Below are 17536 nucleotides of genomic sequence, written 5' to 3'. Positions count from 1 at the left end.
TTAAAAAAGCGAAGATACGATTGAACGTATCTTCGCCTAGATTGCCTGGCCGCGTCCTACTCTTGCAGGGACAAAGTCCCAACTACCATCGGCGCTGGAGAGCTTAACTACTGTGTTCGGCATGGGAACAGGTGTGACTTCTCCGCTATTACTACCAGACAATTTCATGTAAGAAAAAGGTATAATTTATACCCTAAAAACTAAATAAGAGCGCTATAGACACGTACATCATAATTTGTTAGTTAAGTCCTCGATCGATTAGTATTCGTCAGCTCCACGTGTCACCACGCTTCCACCTCGAACCTATCAACCTCATCGTCTCTGAGGGATCTTACTCACTCGAAGTGATGGGAAGTCTCATCTTGAGGGGGGCTTCATGCTTAGATGCTTTCAGCACTTATCCTTTCCACACGTAGCTACCCAGCTATGCTCCTGGCGGAACAACTGGTACACCAGCGGTGTGTCCATCCCGGTCCTCTCGTACTAAGGACAGCTCCTCTCAAACTTCCAACGCCCACGACGGATAGGGACCGAACTGTCTCACGACGTTCTGAACCCAGCTCGCGTACCGCTTTAATGGGCGAACAGCCCAACCCTTGGGACCGACTACAGCCCCAGGATGCGATGAGCCGACATCGAGGTGCCAAACCTCCCCGTCGATGTGAACTCTTGGGGGAGATAAGCCTGTTATCCCCGGGGTAGCTTTTATCCGTTGAGCGATGGCCCTTCCATGCGGAACCACCGGATCACTAAGCCCGACTTTCGTCCCTGCTCGACTTGTAGGTCTCGCAGTCAAGCTCCCTTATGCCTTTACACTCTGCGAATGATTTCCAACCATTCTGAGGGAACCTTTGGGCGCCTCCGTTACTCTTTGGGAGGCGACCGCCCCAGTCAAACTGCCCGCCTGACACTGTCTCCGAACCGGATTACGGTCCTGGGTTAGAATGTCCGTACAGCCAGGGTGGTATCCCACGGATGCCTCCACCGAAGCTAGCGCTCCGGTTTCTAAGGCTCCCACCTATCCTGTACAAGCTGTACCAACATTCAATATCAGGCTACAGTAAAGCTCCACGGGGTCTTTCCGTCCTGTCGCGGGTAATGCGCATCTTCACGCATAGTATAATTTCACCGGGTCTCTCGTTGAGACAGTGCCCAAGTCGTTGCACCTTTCGTGCGGGTCGGAACTTACCCGACAAGGAATTTCGCTACCTTAGGACCGTTATAGTTACGGCCGCCGTTTACTGGGGCTTCGGTTCTAAGCTTCGCACCCGAAGGTGCTAACCTTTCCCCTTAACCTTCCAGCACCGGGCAGGTGTCAGCCCCTATACTTCGCCTTTCGGCTTCGCAGAGACCTGTGTTTTTGCTAAACAGTCGCTTGGGCCTATTCACTGCGGCTCCTCCTTAAAAGGAGCACCCCTTCTCCCGAAGTTACGGGGTCATTTTGCCGAGTTCCTTAACGAGAGTTCTCCCGATCACCTTAGGATACTCTCCTCGCCTACCTGTGTCGGTTTGCGGTACGGGCACCTATGAACTCACTAGAGGCTTTTCTTGGCAGTGTGAAATCCAGAACTTCGGTACTATAGTTCCCTCCCCATCACAGCTCAGAATTGTTGGACGGATTTGCCAATCCAACTCCCTTGCTGCTTGGGCGCACATTTCCAATCGTGCGCATTCCTTATCCTACTGCGTCCCCCCATCGCTCAAACATTCATGAGGTGGTACAGGAATATCTACCTGTTGTCCATCGCCTACGCCTTTCGGCCTCGGCTTAGGTCCCGACTAACCCTGAGCGGACGAGCCTTCCTCAGGAAACCTTAGGCTTTCGGTGAAAGAGATTCTCACTCTTTTTTCGCTACTCATACCGGCATTCTCACTTCGAAGCGCTCCACCAGTCCTCACGGTCTGACTTCACAGCACTTCGAACGCTCTCCTACCATTGTTCTAAGAACAATCCGCAGCTTCGGTGATACGTTTAGCCCCGGTACATTTTCGGCGCAGAGTCACTCGACCAGTGAGCTATTACGCACTCTTTAAATGGTGGCTGCTTCTAAGCCAACATCCTGGTTGTCTGGGCAACTCCACATCCTTTTCCACTTAACGTATACTTTGGGACCTTAGCTGGCGGTCTGGGCTGTTTCCCTTTCGACTATGAACCTTATCACCCATAGTCTGACTCCCAACTTAACGTAGCTGGCATTCGGAGTTTGACTGAATTCGGTAACCCGGTGAGGGCCCCTAGTCCAATCAGTGCTCTACCTCCAGTACGCATATGTTGAGGCTAGCCCTAAAGCTATTTCGGAGAGAACCAGCTATCTCCGTGTTCGATTGGCATTTCACCCCTACCCACACCTCATCCCCGCATTTTTCAACATACGTGGGTTCGGGCCTCCAGTCAGTGTTACCTGACCTTCACCCTGGACATGGGTAGATCACACGGTTTCGGGTCTACGACCGCATACTATTTCGCCCTATTCAGACTCGCTTTCGCTGCGGCTCCGTGTCTTCCACTTAACCTCGCATACGATCGTAACTCGCCGGTCCATTCTACAAAAGGTACGCCGTCACCCATTAACGGGCTTCGACTACTTGTAAGCGCACGGTTTCAGGATCTATTTCACTCCCCTTCCGGGGTGCTTTTCACCTTTCCCTCACGGTACTGGTTCACTATCGGTCACTAGGGAGTATTTAGCCTTGGGAGATGGTCCTCCCGGATTCCGACGGGATTTCTCGTGTCCCGCCGTACTCAGGATACACTCCGGAGGAAACTCTTTTTCGATTACAGGGCTCTTACCCGCTATGGCTGATCGTTCCAGATCGATTCGTCTAAAGAATTTCTTTGTAACTCCAAAGGAGTGTCCTACAACCCCAGAAAGCAAGCTTTCTGGTTTGGGCTGATTCCGTTTCGCTCGCCGCTACTCAGGAAATCGCATTTGCTTTCTCTTCCTCCGGGTACTGAGATGTTTCAGTTCCCCGGGTCTGCCTCACATACCCTATGTATTCAGATATGCGTACTGCTCCATTACGAACAGTGGGTTTCCCCATTCGGAAATCCTCGGATCGAAGTTTACTTACAACTCCCCGAGGCATATCGGTGTTAGTCCCGTCCTTCGTCGGCTCCTAGTGCCAAGGCATCCACCGTGCGCCCTTCTTCACTTAACTATCTTTATGATTAAGAACTTACGTTTTTGATGTCGTTGTCTATCTTGCTCTTATTTAGTTTTCAAGGTACAAAAAGAGAGATTCGCATCCCTCAAAACTGAACAAACAACCTTATATGTCAAGGCCTACCAATGGCAGGTCTTATCGATGACGACAAGCGTCACCGATCTTCCGTTAAACAGTACGGCTTCAGCTACGAATAGCTTCTGCTTTCTGTTTTTCCTTAGAAAGGAGGTGATCCAGCCGCACCTTCCGATACGGCTACCTTGTTACGACTTCACCCCAATCATTGGCCCCACCTTCGGCGGCTGGCTCCATAAAGGTTACCTCACCGACTTCGGGTGTTGCCAACTCTCGTGGTGTGACGGGCGGTGTGTACAAGGCCCGGGAACGTATTCACCGCGGCATGCTGATCCGCGATTACTAGCGATTCCGGCTTCATGTAGGCGAGTTGCAGCCTACAATCCGAACTGAGAATGGTTTTATGGGATTTGCTACACCTCGCGGCTTCGCTTCCCTTTGTTCCATCCATTGTAGCACGTGTGTAGCCCAGGTCATAAGGGGCATGATGATTTGACGTCATCCCCACCTTCCTCCGGTTTGTCACCGGCAGTCACCTTAGAGTGCCCAACTAAATGCTGGCAACTAAGATCAAGGGTTGCGCTCGTTGCGGGACTTAACCCAACATCTCACGACACGAGCTGACGACAACCATGCACCACCTGTCACTCTGTCCCCGAAGGGAACACGATATCTCTATCGCTATCAGAGGATGTCAAGACCTGGTAAGGTTCTTCGCGTTGCTTCGAATTAAACCACATGCTCCACCGCTTGTGCGGGCCCCCGTCAATTCTTTTGAGTTTCAGCCTTGCGGCCGTACTCCCCAGGCGGAGTGCTTAATGCGTTAACTTCAGCACTAAGGGGCGGAAACCCCCTAACACCTAGCACTCATCGTTTACGGCGTGGACTACCAGGGTATCTAATCCTGTTCGCTCCCCACGCTTTCGCTCCTCAGCGTCAGTTACAGACCAGAGAGTCGCCTTCGCCACTGGTGTTCCTCCACATCTCTACGCATTTCACCGCTACACGTGGAATTCCACTCTCCTCTTCTGTACTCAAGTCCTCCAGTTTCCAATGACCCTCCACGGTTAAGCCGTGGGCTTTCACATCAGACTTAAAAGACCGCCTGCGAGCGCTTTACGCCCAATAATTCCGGACAACGCTTGCCCCCTACGTATTACCGCGGCTGCTGGCACGTAGTTAGCCGGGGCTTTCTGGTTAGGTACCGTCAAGGCACCGCCCTATTCGAACGGTACTTGTTCTTCCCTAACAACAGAGTTTTACGATCCGAAAACCTTCATCACTCACGCGGCGTTGCTCCGTCAGACTTTCGTCCATTGCGGAAGATTCCCTACTGCTGCCTCCCGTAGGAGTCTGGGCCGTGTCTCAGTCCCAGTGTGGCCGATCACCCTCTCAGGTCGGCTACGCATCGTCGCCTTGGTAGGCCATTACCCCACCAACTAGCTAATGCGCCGCGGGCCCATCTGTAAGTAACAGCAAAAGCCGCCTTTCAACTTTCTACCATGTGATAAAAAGTATTATTCGGTATTAGCTCCGGTTTCCCGGGGTTATCCCAATCTTACAGGTAGGTTGCCCACGTGTTACTCACCCATCCGCCGCTCGTTCCACAAGCTCACGCCCCGAAGGGCGATTGCTTGCTTCCCGCGCTCGACTTGCATGTATTAGGCACGCCGCCAGCGTTCGTCCTGAGCCAAGATCAAACTCTCCAAAAAAGTTTGAATAGAATCAACACCAATCGATTCTATCAATTGTCTTAGCTTTGTTTCGTTACTTGACATACTTGGTTGTTTTGTTCAGTTTTCAAGGAGCAAATTCATTGTGCCGCTTCGAAAAAGCGACTTTAATAGAATACCATAATCATTGTTAAGATGTCAACAATTATTTAAAATTAATGTTTCGCTTTTTGCGACAACCAATTAATCATATCATCATCATATAAGAATCACAACCATAAATTCATTTTTTTATACAGAAAAACACAATCACCTATTTTAATAGTTATATATTATTTAACCTGATTGCACTGGCGCTAAACCTGTTTTAGTAAAAAATAATAAAAAATTAATCTCTATGATAGTAATCTGTCCATTTACCGTTCCCTTTCCCATAAAAATATTGCGACACATCCCCCCCAATAATGCTCCTATAGTAGAAAGCACCTGCTTTTACCTGATCCTGATAGACGGACAATCGCAATAAACTCCCCCTACTTATCTTTAATGACGCGCTTTATTAAACGGTTATCGACAATTCACTGTCCACGAATCCTTTTGAGACATTGTCCAATTTTGCATTTATTACATTTCCCTTAAGAAAAGCGCAAGCGCCTTGGTCAGACCCGACAAGTTTAAGACGAATCTCTTAGTGATGATTTTTATCACAAAGAGATTTGACTTAAAACCTCGAGGGGCTAGGCGCTGGAGCTAGACAGATAAACGCCAAAATTTTATACTTTCTTTCCTTATTAGAAAAACTCGGCATTCGCCTCGTCCTTAAAAGCGAATGCCGAAGTTTTCCTTATACCGCCGTTTCCCCAAAACTATTTATGCTTACCTTACGTGTAAATAATGCTCCCCCTCGGGAGCTTTCAGTTTGTACAGAAAGCAGGTATTTTTTCTCGACAATCTGACCGCAAGACTAAACCTATGCGGTAATTATTTCTGATCTAACAGTAATTTTCAATATTAACTGCATGAAACCACTTACCCGCTTTTTGCTGAACTTCTTTATCTACTGTCTGCAAGTAAACAATAATAAAGCATGTTGAAGGGCCTGATGATTTCTTCATATCCAAGCCACTTGCAAACCTTAGTGATTGATATGCGAATAACTCTTTAAGTTCATGTAAGATCCCTTTTGAACCTACTGGCAAAACTACTAAAACCGATTCCTGTACACAACACCATTGAAATAGATTAAGTGGTGCAATAGCTTCGTTTTGATTAATGACCTCGGTGCCAACAAGTGGTTTCCCGATAATCGCTACATTTACCGTATTTGTATAAGAAGGAATAAGTTCCTGCTTCTTTTTTCTTTTTCCTAAAACTGTTATCCCAACCGCAGATTGCATCAATGTCATATTAGTTTCTGTACTGCCTGTAATAGAAAGATCATCTATCCCTATTTCCTTCATCCCCTGTTCAACACCTGCTACTAGTGTGGACCACGCCCTATCCCCATTAAAGTTTTGGATCACTACGGAAAATGGGAGCGCGCCTACCGCAACACATTCCATAAAAGCTACTCGAAAACTGTAATAGGAAACGGTTTCATACGCAACTGGTACCTTATCTAATTGTTTCATACCAATTCCACCACTATTGTCACTGGCAATGATAATCTCCTCATCGTTACCTAAAGGAATTACTGCTACATCTCTTTTCATTTCAAATTACCTACTATTCTTCTACTAAAAATAGTTTTAAATCTTGGAATAAGTACAAGAGCAAGTACTGTATTAAAGGTTGCTCCAATGAATAATGGTGGCAATAAAGCATAATAAAACTCTTCACTGAATAAAAAGATCATTGGTAGTGGTGCCAAAAAACTGTTGCTCAAAATGAAGAATAGCCCCGCAAACTTCTTTTTTCCAGTTTGATAGATTACGCTAAAGCACCACACCATGATTGCCATTTCTAACGCAATTATCAGATGCATAGGTCCTAACATCATGCCCGCTAAAAATGCTGATACTACATGTCCAAATCCTGCAATAATTGCACCCTGATATTTTCCAAGTAAAACAGAAGCAAGAAGGGCTGGGAATGCATCAAGGGCAATGCTTCCGACAATTGCTGGGATTTTAATAGAAGCCCCTATGACGGATAATGCAATAAACAAGGCAAGTAAACTTAACTTTCTAGTGGACATGGCTCATTTCTCCTTATTCTTTTTATTGCTACCTCGGAAAACTTTTGCGCTTCGAACATACTCAACATCCGGAACTTGCAGGCGGGCATTGATTACCCGTGCAACTGCGAAGAAATAATCTGATAAACGGTTCACATATTTTAAAATTACTTCCGGAATCTCTTCATCCCTCATCAAGGACACGATCAACCTTTCTGCTCGTCGTGTGACAGTCCGGGCAATATGAATGGTAGCAGACGCATCTGCACCACCAGGTAAAATAAATCGCTCCAACTCCGGTGCTTCATCAATCAATTCATCCATTTTTTCTTCTAAATAAGTAACTGCTTCTTCGGTTAATTTACACGTATTTTTCTTCGTAATATTTGCTAAATCAGAGCCACAATCAAATAATTCATGTTGCACTTTTTCCAGGTCCTCCAGAATATCCTTGAATATTTCTTTATCCAATTCAGAAATGGCTTTTCCAACGAAAGAGTTCGTTTCGTCAATTGTTCCGTAAGCTTCTACACGGACATTGTCTTTATTAACCCGACCACCGATAACACTCGTCTGCCCTTTGTCACCTGTTTTTGTGTATAATCTCATTTAAATCTCCCCCTATTTTAGTTGTTGAGAAATGCCAAACCATATTCGGAATACACATTCAGCATCTTTTGTTAGCTGTTGATAAATAAACCCTAGCCTATCTCTCCAAAGGCGATCTTTCTGTTCAACTGGGACGATTCCACCTGTGATATCTGTTCCGATCATGATTAGTTGGTGTGACGTGGCAGTTCGTTCCCATTTCATTAAAGCTTGATAGTACTCTCGCCATTGCTTGGTTCCATCTTCCTGATCATTCCAGTACTTATAAATAATTTCTTCAAGCTTATCTACAATAAGAATGTTTGTATGTACGTCCTTGTACTCTTGCCCAGCCTGTAAAATTGTGCAATCACTGTCATAGTTCTCCATCGCCCAGTCTAGCATCCCGTTATACGCACCGCCTGTGATAAAATCCATCGATCACCCTCCTTTTCTAATAAAATCTTATAAGCCTCTCCTGGTGCTACTGGCCACTCCCACATAGACTCTGAAACGGTTGACCAATGATGGAGCAATGTACGAATCACCCCACCATGGGTAACGATTGCAATCGGTTCATTTGATAAACGATGATCATTAAACAGTTGATTAATAAAACAAAGGATACGGTTTTTAAAACTAGCAAAGCTCTCACCGTTTGGCGGCGTGATTGATTCCATATTGCTTAGCCATAGCTGATAATCCAGATCCTCCTTCAACTTTTCGTATGTGAAGCCATCAAAATCCCCAAAGTTATATTCACGTAACATCGTTGTCGGTTCATCTACTGGAGAGAGAATAGCCGCAGTCTCTCTACAGCGATCAAGGTCACTGGTATAGACTTTTTGCAGTGCAGGAAGATGTTTTTTCATATTCATAATTTGTATTCTGCCCTGCTCAACCATTGCCTCATTTCGCCAGCCTAAATAACGTTTTTGCAGATTGGAAGGAGTCTCCCCATGACGAATCAAATAAATAGTAAAACGATGAACCATAAGTAAGTTTCCATCCCTTCAAGTAACGCGCCACATACATCTCCTGTTATACCCCCAAACGATCGTTTCGCCCAAACCTTTACTCCCCACATTCCGACCATAGAGGCGAGAACCATAGCCAAGCTGACGAAAAGATGAGTCAAAGAGATGACGGCCATCGCAGCACTTACCGCGAGCAATAGCCCAATTATCCAACATGTCACGCTTCGGCTATAGTGTTTCTTAAAGAAAAAACATAACCCACTTTCCCTTGCAGAAACCCCGTGTCCTAACATCAATACCATTACACACCTCGATAGAAACGGGACTAATACTAGAAACCAAATCACAGAAAAGTCACGAAGAAAAGCTTCATACATGAAAACAAACCGGGTAATTAACACAACAAGTAAGATTAATACACCAAAGGCTCCTGTACGTGGATCCTTCATTACTTCTAACCGTTTATGCTTGTCCTGATAGGAAAAAAAGGCATCTCCCGTATCCATTAATCCATCAAGGTGTAGTCCACCACTCCAAATAACTGGAATGATAATCGAAAAAACTATCAAACTAAGCAGACTTAGGGAGGTTAGAGAATCAAGACCATAAAACATAAGTGCATTAAACGCTCCGATAGAAAGTCCTAGAATAGGTAACCATCTAAGACTGGAACTTACTGTAGGTGTAGTTGGCTCGATGTTTCTTCTGATAGGAAACACAGAGAAAAACTGTAATGCGAACAGTGCCCCAAATTGGAAACTTCTCATGGGCCACTTTCCTCAATCATCTCCAAAATTTTTTCCATATCAAGATTAGCTTCTAAGTGATTAGCCAAATTGTCGTAACGATTCTCCCGGTTCACTGGATAAGCCATTGAATGTTCAGGCAAACCTGCCCGCCTGCGCAAACGATTCAGCCACTCTGTGCGCCATTCATCATTGTGAAAGCAATCATGAAGATAGGTCCCAATCAGACGTCCTTGATCAAGGCTTATTCCTTCAGGTCCATCATCAAATTGAAGGAAAGGATGCGTAATAGATCCAACCGTTCGACCAAGGTGAATTTCATAACCAGACATTACTACGGGAGCATAGCCACTTGCATCATGAATATGACCTTGTACACGAATCGTCTGTTTATTTTGCACAAACGTTGTGGTGAGAGGAAACACGCCTATTCCCTTTGTCCCTTCACAATCAGATTCATTGTGATACATTACTTCCGAGAGGATTTGATATCCACCACAAATTCCTACGATTACTCCATTCTCTGCATAATCCCTTATAGCTTCCGTAAGACCCATTTCAGCACAAGCAGTGAAGTCATCCAATGTGCTCCTTGTCCCCGGTAAAATGAGGGCATCGGGTGTACCAAGCTGATCGACCGACCGAACATAGCGAATCGATACATCCGCTTCTAAAGCAATGGGAGAAATGTCCGTTTCATTTGATAAATAAGGCCAATGGATAACGGCAATGTCAAGAAACTGCTCTCTTTTAGAAGGAGAGGCTTGGACGGTTAAGGAATCTTCCCCTTCAATACCGTGATCCTCTAAATGTGGGATCACACCTAAAACCGGTAATCCTGTATAGTTTTCAAGCCATTCTACACCATTTTCAAATAACGAACGTTCCCCGCGAAACTTATTAATAATCATGCCTTTTACACGCTTCAGGTGACTCTCTGGCAATAATGCCAACGTTCCAATAATGCTGGCAAACACGCCGCCTCTATCAATATCAGCAACTAGAATGACCGGTACATCAATAAGATCAGCGATTGACATATTTACCAACTCCCGGTCGTTTAAATTTACTTCAACCGGGCTTCCCGCTCCTTCAATCACTAGTGTGTCATACGCCATCTCCAAACATTGGATTGATTGTTGAATAGCCTGTTTCCCATGATCATACCACATGGTACGATACGCTGACCCTGACCAGGCCTTGTTACTTGTTCCATGGATAATCACCTCTGACCGCTGATCACTTGTCGGTTTCAACAAAATGGGATTCATATCAACTGTTGGCTCAACGCGAGCAGCTTCAGCCTGAACACCTTGCGCGCGACCAATTTCTTTTCCATCGACTGTCACGTAAGAGTTATTGGACATGTTTTGTGATTTAAATGGGGCAACTCGAACACCTCGATTTGCGAGCAGTCGGCATAAGCCAGTAGCAATCCAACTTTTCCCTACATTAGAAGCTGTCCCTTGAACCATAACTCCTCTCATGCTTTACCTCCTTTATGAAAAACTGGTACGCCAAATACCATTTCGATAGCTACATCTGACCGACGGACAACATACCTATGGATAGAGCCTAGGATGTAAAGATAGTTCTGGATCAGACGATTTGAAGAGACGATATCACGACCTAGATCATTCGAAACAATATACACTTCTCCGACATTTGCTATTAGATTTTCCAATTGATTGATTAAATAGCGAATCATATCGTCTGGAAGCATGCCCTCCTGGGCCATCATTTCATTTGTTACCCATGTTGTTAGGCAATCAAGAAGGGTGGCATCATTCCCTGTAAACAAAACCTGATCAATCGCCGTCGGTAACTCCCATGTTTGCCAGGACCTGCTACTTTGTCGACGATCGTCTTTATGACGGCTTACCCGTTCTTGCATCTCGAAATCCGTCACTACCCCCGTCGCCACATAGTGAAGGTTTAGGTGCTTCTTGTCTAACATACAACGCTCCGCATAACTCGTCTTCCCGCTTCTCACGCCGCCACAGACAAAGGTTATCATGACTGTACCCACCTCTCTAAGAGTTCAAGCAAGTAGTCATTCTCCTCTTGTGTACGGATAGCTAAGCGAACATAGTCTCCATTCAAGCCAGGGAAATTGTGGGTATGTCGAACAGCAACTCGATTTTTCAAAAGAAAGGGGAGCAACGTATCACTCATAGAGGGAAATCCCCCTAATAAATAATAGTTAACATCACTTTTCGATACGGTAAAAGAAAGATCATAAAGCTGGGGGAAAATTCGATCTTTCTCAGCTTGAATCAAATTCCTTGTCCGTTGTCGGTAATCATGATCGTTGATACATAATGGAACGATTTGTTGTGCCAGGGCATTTACACTCCATGTCGGTTGGTGCAATGCTAAATTCTGAACCATCGCTTCCGATGCGGCAAGATAACCAATCCTTAGGCCTGGAAGTGCGTACATCTTCGTCAGTGAACGTAAGATGATAAGACACGATGAAGTGTTTACTTGTTGAATAAAGGAAGGCTCATCGTGAACAAAATCATAAAACGCCTCATCGACAACAAGTGTAATGTTTTTCTCCTCAAGCACATGTAATAATGCCATCAGCTCGTTTTGTTTATAGGATACACCTGTTGGGTTGTTGGGATTGCAGACGATGACGAGATCTATACCAGCAAGCTTGGATGTGATTTTTTCTAAAGACAGGTCCCACCCATCCGACTCGGATAGAAAAACGGATTCTACTAAGCAATTGTTCCGATCAGCAATCGTTCGATATTCTGAAAAAGTAGGTTCAACAATCAATACACGCTTCCCAGCAAACTCCCGTCCTAGTAATGTTAGTAGTTCAGACGCACCATTCCCAACAAGAACCTGTTCTGCTAGAATCGATTCTTTTTGCGCTATGGCATGACGAAGATCGACCGCATCAGGATCTGGATATTTTTTCATTAGTTCAAAGTAGTCTCCCCATTTTGCCTGCAGCCAAGCTGGTGGTCCAAGCGGATTGACATTCACACTAAAATCATGCGTAACTTTTGGCAGTTGTAATTCATCTGTTAAGTAGTGTGGATTAGCTCCGTGTGATGGCCATTTCAATGGCTACACCTCCTATCCATAAAAAAGTAATAAAATAAAGCGTCCCTCGTATCATCAACTGATGAGCAGCTTTTATATGGTCAGCCTTCATTTTCACGTAAGGAATACCAATTGTTGGCTTGGTCGATACCTCACCGAAATACCGGTTTTCACCACCTAATTGGATTCCTAGTAACAGTGCAAAAGCCGCTTCCCCCCATCCACTGTTCGGACTCGGATGACGTTTTGACTGGCTGAATAACAATTTAAATCCTTCTTCTTTCGTTTGATACCGCGTTCGTTCAAGCGATAAAAGTAATATGGCCGTCAGCCTTGCAGGGAACCAATTTAATACGTCATCTAAACGGGCAGATGCCCAGCCAAAATAATAATATTGCTCATGACGATACCCTACCATCGAGTCACACGTATTGACGGCACGATAAAGCATCGCTAAAGGTGCACCACCCAAAAGCGCAAAAATTAGTGGTGCTGTGATGCCATCACTCGTATTTTCCGCAACCGTTTCAACAGTCCCCCGTACCATCCCGGATTCATCTAAATGATCGGTATCTCGACCGACAATCATAGATAATTGTTGACGCGCCTTCGCATAGTCAGATCTTACAAGTGGTGTATACACATCCATTGAAGCTTCTTTCAAACCCTTTAAAGCAATTGTCGTCCAAATGAAATAGGATTCAATGACTATACCTAACACGACATGAACATGGTAGGCGAGCAATGTAACCGACCAAGTGATCACACTAACCAAACAACATATGATTATAACCATGACAATCCCTTTGAATCGGCGGAACCTTCCTTTATTCCATCTTTTCTCAAAAAAATGAATCAGGCTTCCTATCACGCGGACAGGATGTGGCAACCAACGTGGATCACCAAGCCACAAATCTAGTAAAAATGCGACGGTTATAGCAATAAGGTGTTCAATCATTTATGTTTCATTCTCTCTATGTAATGTTCAATAGCTTCCTTTGTGGCAGCATAAACCATCTCGCCTATCAGACTTCCAAGAAAAGTAATCGGCCCTGCATATTCCAACCTCTTTCCTGTTTGCGTACTTGCAATTAGAACACTGTCTGTGGAAGTTCCTGTAGCTAACGTGCCTGTCAACGGATCTTTGATTCCACAAAATGAAAAAGCTTTTGTCTTCGCTTCCGTCGCCGTTATGATTCCTTGAATAAATGCCTGTTCTGATAGATGTCCATCGATGAAAATCCATGTATTTACAGTACCAGGTTGTTTGCTTAACATTCTATTTCCCCCATGAACCACATCAACCGCATTACCTGTTCCAGCTGTAACCACAATTAGGATGGGTACCTTTTCTTCCGTGGAAAACCGCACCGCATAGTCGGGTAAGTGTGCCGCCGTCATCATTGCCACGGTGTCATGTGCATCAAGTCCCCACTCGCTACACTTTTCAATCATTAGTTGATGTGGAGTATCGGAATTAAAGTTTTTATCAACATGGTAATTGATAAAGTTACGATACCACCCAAACCCTCCACCCATAAGGGCAGAGGAAAAGGTTTTAAGCAACTGGGTTGTCCGGATTAAAACCTTATCCTCTGTTACCTCCACTAACTCTGGTGATAGTATTGATTTTGCTTTTTCCAAAGGATAATCGGGCAACAAATTCATTTGTGGACTTGATAATGTAGGATTCGCATGAACATCGATAGAAGACTGATAGACTCGCTCAAGTAATGCCTTTTGCATCACTTCTTCCGGCTTGCCTATCTGCCTTATCTTTCCCTGATCCATTAACAAAAGTCGATCACAATAAAGACTAGCTGTATTTAAATCATGAAATATAGACACAACCGTCAAACGATTTGTCAAAGATAATTTTTTCAAGTCATCCAGAAGTTGTTTTTGATAGCTGAAGTCAAGGTGATTGGTTGGTTCATCAAGCAGCAAAACATCAGGTTCCTGCGTGAGTGCTTGCGCTAAATAAACGCGCTGTCTTTCACCTCCACTTAAATGATCTAAAGGAAACTTCTGCATAGCGGTTAGCCCTGTTTGTTCTAACACAGCTTCAACCACTTCTTTATCTTGAACTGTCGGTTGTTTAAAAAAACCTGTTTGATACGCATAGCGTCCCATCATAACTGTTTCATAGACATTATAAGAAAAGAAGCTCTGTTGCACCTGTGGCAGGGTCGCCACTTTGCGGGCAAGCTGTTTACGCGTGTAATGCTGGAGAGGCTTTTGTTCAATAAACACCTCCCCTTCCCAAAAAGGAAGGATCCTGCTCATCAACTTAAACAAGGTTGTTTTCCCGCTTCCATTAGGTCCCACTACACCAAAAAACTCACCACGATTAACCTGAAAACTAATCGCATTAACGATTGGTGTCTCCTCATATCCCCCAGTCATGTTGGTTACTTGAATCATAGACTCGCCCCCTTTTTCCTTTGCTGATAAAGAATGAACGCAAAAATTGGTGCACCGATAAGCGATGTAATCACACCAATTGGCAGTTCGGCAGGAGCAATGATGGTTCGCGAAACAAGGTCTGCCAATATCAGGAAGGTCGCACCATTAATTAATGACAATGGGATAAGATGCCGATGATCAGTGGTGAAAATCTTTCGACAAATATGTGGTACAACTAAACCGACAAATCCAATGGTCCCTGACACCGCTACAGCTGCACCAGTTAAGATAGAAGCAGCGAGTAAAATTAATGCCCGTCTTTTTTCTGTAGGTACACCCAGTTGTCTTGCTCGCTCCTCGCCTAGTGACATGGCATTTAATTCCTGTCCTTGAGTCATAAGAAGCAACACCCCTATTATAAAAAACGGTAAGAGTAGCCCCACATAATTCCATCCCCGCATCGCAACACTTCCAAGCAGCCAGCCGACAATTTGCCGAAGTTCCTCCCCAGTCAACGCAATCATAAGTGAAATTACGGAACCTAGAAAAGACCCCATCACGATCCCTGTCAGTATAAGCGTTTCAATCGAAAGCGTTCGATCAAGCATCCGTGCAAATGCAATCACTAACAGCAACGTGATAATCGCTGTACCAATACTGACAATAGGTAGTGTAAAGGAAGTGAAAATAGGTAAGACAACCCCCGAAAAGATAACCAAAACCGCCCCGACCGATGCTCCTGAAGACACCCCCAGTGTATAAGGGTCCGCTAAAGGATTTTGAAGCAGACCTTGAAATGAAGCACCCGCTATCGCGAGTGACGCCCCCACTAAGCCCGCTAATACGACGCGAGGCATGCGAACATCTACAATAATACTGATATTGATCGGATCAATATTCGATTGATAAGGACTTATCGTTTCTGCTATTGCCGAAATGATAACAGGAAGCGGAATAGGTACACTGCCAATAGCTACTCCTGTTAGCCATGCACCTATTAAAATAATCAAGCTTCCTATATAGGCTAATGGTTTATTCATCACCGAACGTTTCCGGGTAAATAATTTCCGCCAATTGCTCTACACCTTTAATTAATCGGGGACCAGGCCTAGAGACGATATCCGAGTGAACATCAAATACTTGTTTATTTTTTACTGCAGGTACTTGTTCCCATCCTTCTCGGTTCAATACTTCGGATACTGCATTTTCTGTATAGTAGCCATACGTTGTAAGAATCACATCTGGCTGCAAACTAATGATAGCCTCTTCATTTATCTTGACCCATCCCTCTAAGTTTGCGGCTACGTTTTTGGCATGAATCGCTTCGAACATCTGGTTCATAAATGTACCCGTTCCAGTCGTATAAATTTCCGGCGCTGGAGATACTTCAACAAATACACTTTTGGGATCAGTAATTTCAGATGCTTTTTTCTTAATCTCTTTAAGCTTGTCTTTCATCCCTGTCACTATACTGTCAGCTTTCTCCTGCTCATTTACCAATTTACCAATCGAATAGATTGTTTGATAGACATCTTTAAAATCAGTTGCGTTCTTAACAACATAAACCGGAATTCCTGCCTGGCTAATTTGATCAATTGCTGCTTGTAAATTGTGGGCACTTGAACCGTGGGCGAGAACGAGATCGGGCTTTAAGGAAAGGACTTTTTCCGTATTTATTTGCAGCCCGCCAATCCTATCAATCTCATTCACCTGCTTAGGGTAGTTATCATGTTTAGATACCCCGACAACCTGTTCACCCGCACCAAGGGCAAAAACGATTTCCGTATTACTAGGAATAAGAGTAACAATTCTGGTAGGGTCTTCTTCAAGAACGACCTTATTCCCTGCGGAATCCTTCACGGACAGTGGGTATGTAGTATCCTCAACCCGCAATTTTTCTGTATTGGCACTTTCTTTATTCGTGTCTTCTTCAGGTTGATTTGAATTCTTATTGTCAGAGCAACCCATTAATAATCCAACAACCATAACAAACATAAATATGTATTTTGACAAATGTTTCAAGTTAATCTCTCCCCGTAATGAAGTAAATTTGAGTAATAATAAATGCTAAAACGCCCGACTAAAGGAAGGCAGACTAAAACCGGCATGTCCTCGAAAAAAAACACCCACTTTTTCTTCGTGCAATTTTAATCAAACCTTATTCTTTCTTTTGAGATAAAAAACACGTAGCGTAATCGACGATGTTTATATATCGAAAGAGATGCCTGAAGGGCACTAGTATTTCAGTTTAAATATTGCTAAATAAGAACAAAAGCGCAAGCGCCTGGTCATTGCCGTATGACCTGGACGGAACCGTATGAGATTAGATGAACTTGACTTTTCGACCACAAAGGCGAAAGTCAAAGTGAATCTTATGCTGTGATAAAGTGAAAAGGAAACATGCCCCTGCAAAAGGGGTATGCCGACGTTGGGCGGCAAGCCCGTTTTTAGTCGGCCTTCCCGTAAGCGATTCGATGTTGACTTATCGTAAGGAGGTGCCGGAAGGGCACTAGGCAATGGGCGCTGGAGCTGGACGTGGCTGACTAGGTAGATCAGTTATCCACAGTTACAAAATTTTATAGTTTCCTAAACAACAAAAAAACACATCTCGCAATGAAGATGTGCACGTGAAAAGGAATTCACTAAGCGCTCAATTGCGACCGTAGCCTC

General features: G+C 44.5%; 13 protein-coding genes and 3 rRNA genes. All 16 read right to left on the bottom strand.

The features are described 5' to 3' along the window. Window positions 1–43: 43 nt before the first annotated feature. Window positions 44–159, bottom strand: a 5S ribosomal RNA gene (gene rrf, locus LG329_RS13050). A gap of 79 nt (window positions 160–238) precedes the next feature. Further along, window positions 239–3159, bottom strand: a 23S ribosomal RNA gene (locus LG329_RS13045). A gap of 227 nt (window positions 3160–3386) precedes the next feature. Continuing rightward, window positions 3387–4952, bottom strand: a 16S ribosomal RNA gene (locus LG329_RS13040). The 16S, 23S and 5S rRNA genes sit together here, the layout of an rRNA operon. Window positions 4953–5905: 953 nt before the next feature. Beyond that, window positions 5906–6625 carry an ATP-binding protein gene (locus LG329_RS13035; RefSeq protein ID WP_404451245.1) on the bottom strand — a complete coding sequence of 240 codons (720 nt, stop codon included), beginning with the start codon at window positions 6623–6625 and terminating at the stop codon, window positions 5906–5908. After that, a complete protein-coding gene (locus LG329_RS13030) occupies window positions 6622–7110 on the bottom strand; it encodes an ECF transporter S component (RefSeq protein ID WP_404451243.1) in 489 nt (162 codons plus the stop codon). The genes LG329_RS13035 and LG329_RS13030 overlap by 4 nt, the downstream gene beginning before the upstream one ends. A gap of 3 nt (window positions 7111–7113) precedes the next feature. Continuing rightward, on the bottom strand, window positions 7114–7698 hold the full coding sequence (locus LG329_RS13025) for a cob(I)yrinic acid a,c-diamide adenosyltransferase (protein WP_404451242.1): 585 nt from the start codon (window positions 7696–7698) through the stop codon (window positions 7114–7116). Between the two features lie 12 nt (window positions 7699–7710). Then, window positions 7711–8115, bottom strand: coding sequence for a bifunctional adenosylcobinamide kinase/adenosylcobinamide-phosphate guanylyltransferase (locus LG329_RS13020; protein WP_404451241.1), 405 nt, complete (start codon window positions 8113–8115; stop codon window positions 7711–7713). Next, window positions 8076–8672, bottom strand: a complete 597-nt coding sequence (locus LG329_RS13015) for a histidine phosphatase family protein (RefSeq protein ID WP_404451240.1) — start codon at window positions 8670–8672, stop codon at window positions 8076–8078. The genes LG329_RS13020 and LG329_RS13015 overlap by 40 nt, the downstream gene beginning before the upstream one ends. Next, window positions 8645–9421: an adenosylcobinamide-GDP ribazoletransferase gene (gene cobS, locus LG329_RS13010; RefSeq protein WP_404451239.1), complete on the bottom strand. Its 777-nt coding sequence runs from the start codon at window positions 9419–9421 to the stop codon at window positions 8645–8647. Before cobS ends, LG329_RS13015 begins: the two co-directional genes overlap by 28 nt. Beyond that, window positions 9418–10887: a cobyric acid synthase gene (locus LG329_RS13005; RefSeq protein WP_404451238.1), complete on the bottom strand. Its 1470-nt coding sequence runs from the start codon at window positions 10885–10887 to the stop codon at window positions 9418–9420. Before LG329_RS13005 ends, cobS begins: the two co-directional genes overlap by 4 nt. Beyond that, complete coding sequence (locus tag LG329_RS13000; RefSeq protein ID WP_404456663.1) at window positions 10884–11357, bottom strand: bifunctional adenosylcobinamide kinase/adenosylcobinamide-phosphate guanylyltransferase; 474 nt, start codon at window positions 11355–11357, stop codon at window positions 10884–10886. The genes LG329_RS13005 and LG329_RS13000 overlap by 4 nt, the downstream gene beginning before the upstream one ends. A gap of 56 nt (window positions 11358–11413) precedes the next feature. Next, window positions 11414–12481, bottom strand: coding sequence for a threonine-phosphate decarboxylase CobD (gene cobD, locus LG329_RS12995; RefSeq protein ID WP_404451237.1), 1068 nt, complete (start codon window positions 12479–12481; stop codon window positions 11414–11416). Then, window positions 12456–13415 carry an adenosylcobinamide-phosphate synthase CbiB gene (cbiB, locus tag LG329_RS12990; protein ID WP_404456660.1) on the bottom strand — a complete coding sequence of 320 codons (960 nt, stop codon included), beginning with the start codon at window positions 13413–13415 and terminating at the stop codon, window positions 12456–12458. Before cbiB ends, cobD begins: the two co-directional genes overlap by 26 nt. Further along, on the bottom strand, window positions 13415–14884 hold the full coding sequence (locus tag LG329_RS12985; protein WP_404451236.1) for an adenosylcobinamide amidohydrolase: 1470 nt from the start codon (window positions 14882–14884) through the stop codon (window positions 13415–13417). Before LG329_RS12985 ends, cbiB begins: the two co-directional genes overlap by 1 nt. Then, on the bottom strand, window positions 14881–15906 hold the full coding sequence (locus LG329_RS12980) for a FecCD family ABC transporter permease (RefSeq protein WP_404451235.1): 1026 nt from the start codon (window positions 15904–15906) through the stop codon (window positions 14881–14883). Before LG329_RS12980 ends, LG329_RS12985 begins: the two co-directional genes overlap by 4 nt. Then, window positions 15899–16888, bottom strand: coding sequence for an ABC transporter substrate-binding protein (locus LG329_RS12975; protein WP_404451234.1), 990 nt, complete (start codon window positions 16886–16888; stop codon window positions 15899–15901). The genes LG329_RS12980 and LG329_RS12975 overlap by 8 nt, the downstream gene beginning before the upstream one ends. Window positions 16889–17536: the final 648 nt, after the last annotated feature.

The organism is Virgibacillus necropolis (genome assembly GCF_044793635.1).
GTDB lineage: Bacteria > Bacillota > Bacilli > Bacillales > Amphibacillaceae > Virgibacillus_F > Virgibacillus_F necropolis_A.
Note: the sequence above shows the minus strand (reverse complement) of the source record. Positions and strands in the feature narration are given on the sequence as shown.

Bases quoted from the DNA above. Each gene is read 5' to 3' on its own strand.
- LG329_RS13035 (WP_404451245.1), bottom strand. From the start codon at position 6,625: ATGAAAAGAGATGTAGCAGTAATTCCTTTAGGTAACGATGAGGAGATT.
- LG329_RS13030 (WP_404451243.1), bottom strand. From the start codon at position 7,110: ATGTCCACTAGAAAGTTAAGTTTACTTGCCTTGTTTATTGCATTATCC.
- LG329_RS13025 (WP_404451242.1), bottom strand. From the start codon at position 7,698: ATGAGATTATACACAAAAACAGGTGACAAAGGGCAGACGAGTGTTATC.
- LG329_RS13020 (WP_404451241.1), bottom strand. From the start codon at position 8,115: ATGGATTTTATCACAGGCGGTGCGTATAACGGGATGCTAGACTGGGCG.
- LG329_RS13015 (WP_404451240.1), bottom strand. From the start codon at position 8,672: ATGGTTCATCGTTTTACTATTTATTTGATTCGTCATGGGGAGACTCCT.
- cobS (WP_404451239.1), bottom strand. From the start codon at position 9,421: ATGAGAAGTTTCCAATTTGGGGCACTGTTCGCATTACAGTTTTTCTCT.
- LG329_RS13005 (WP_404451238.1), bottom strand. From the start codon at position 10,887: ATGAGAGGAGTTATGGTTCAAGGGACAGCTTCTAATGTAGGGAAAAGT.
- LG329_RS13000 (WP_404456663.1), bottom strand. From the start codon at position 11,357: ATGTTAGACAAGAAGCACCTAAACCTTCACTATGTGGCGACGGGGGTA.
- LG329_RS12985 (WP_404451236.1), bottom strand. From the start codon at position 14,884: ATGATTCAAGTAACCAACATGACTGGGGGATATGAGGAGACACCAATC.
- LG329_RS12980 (WP_404451235.1), bottom strand. From the start codon at position 15,906: ATGAATAAACCATTAGCCTATATAGGAAGCTTGATTATTTTAATAGGT.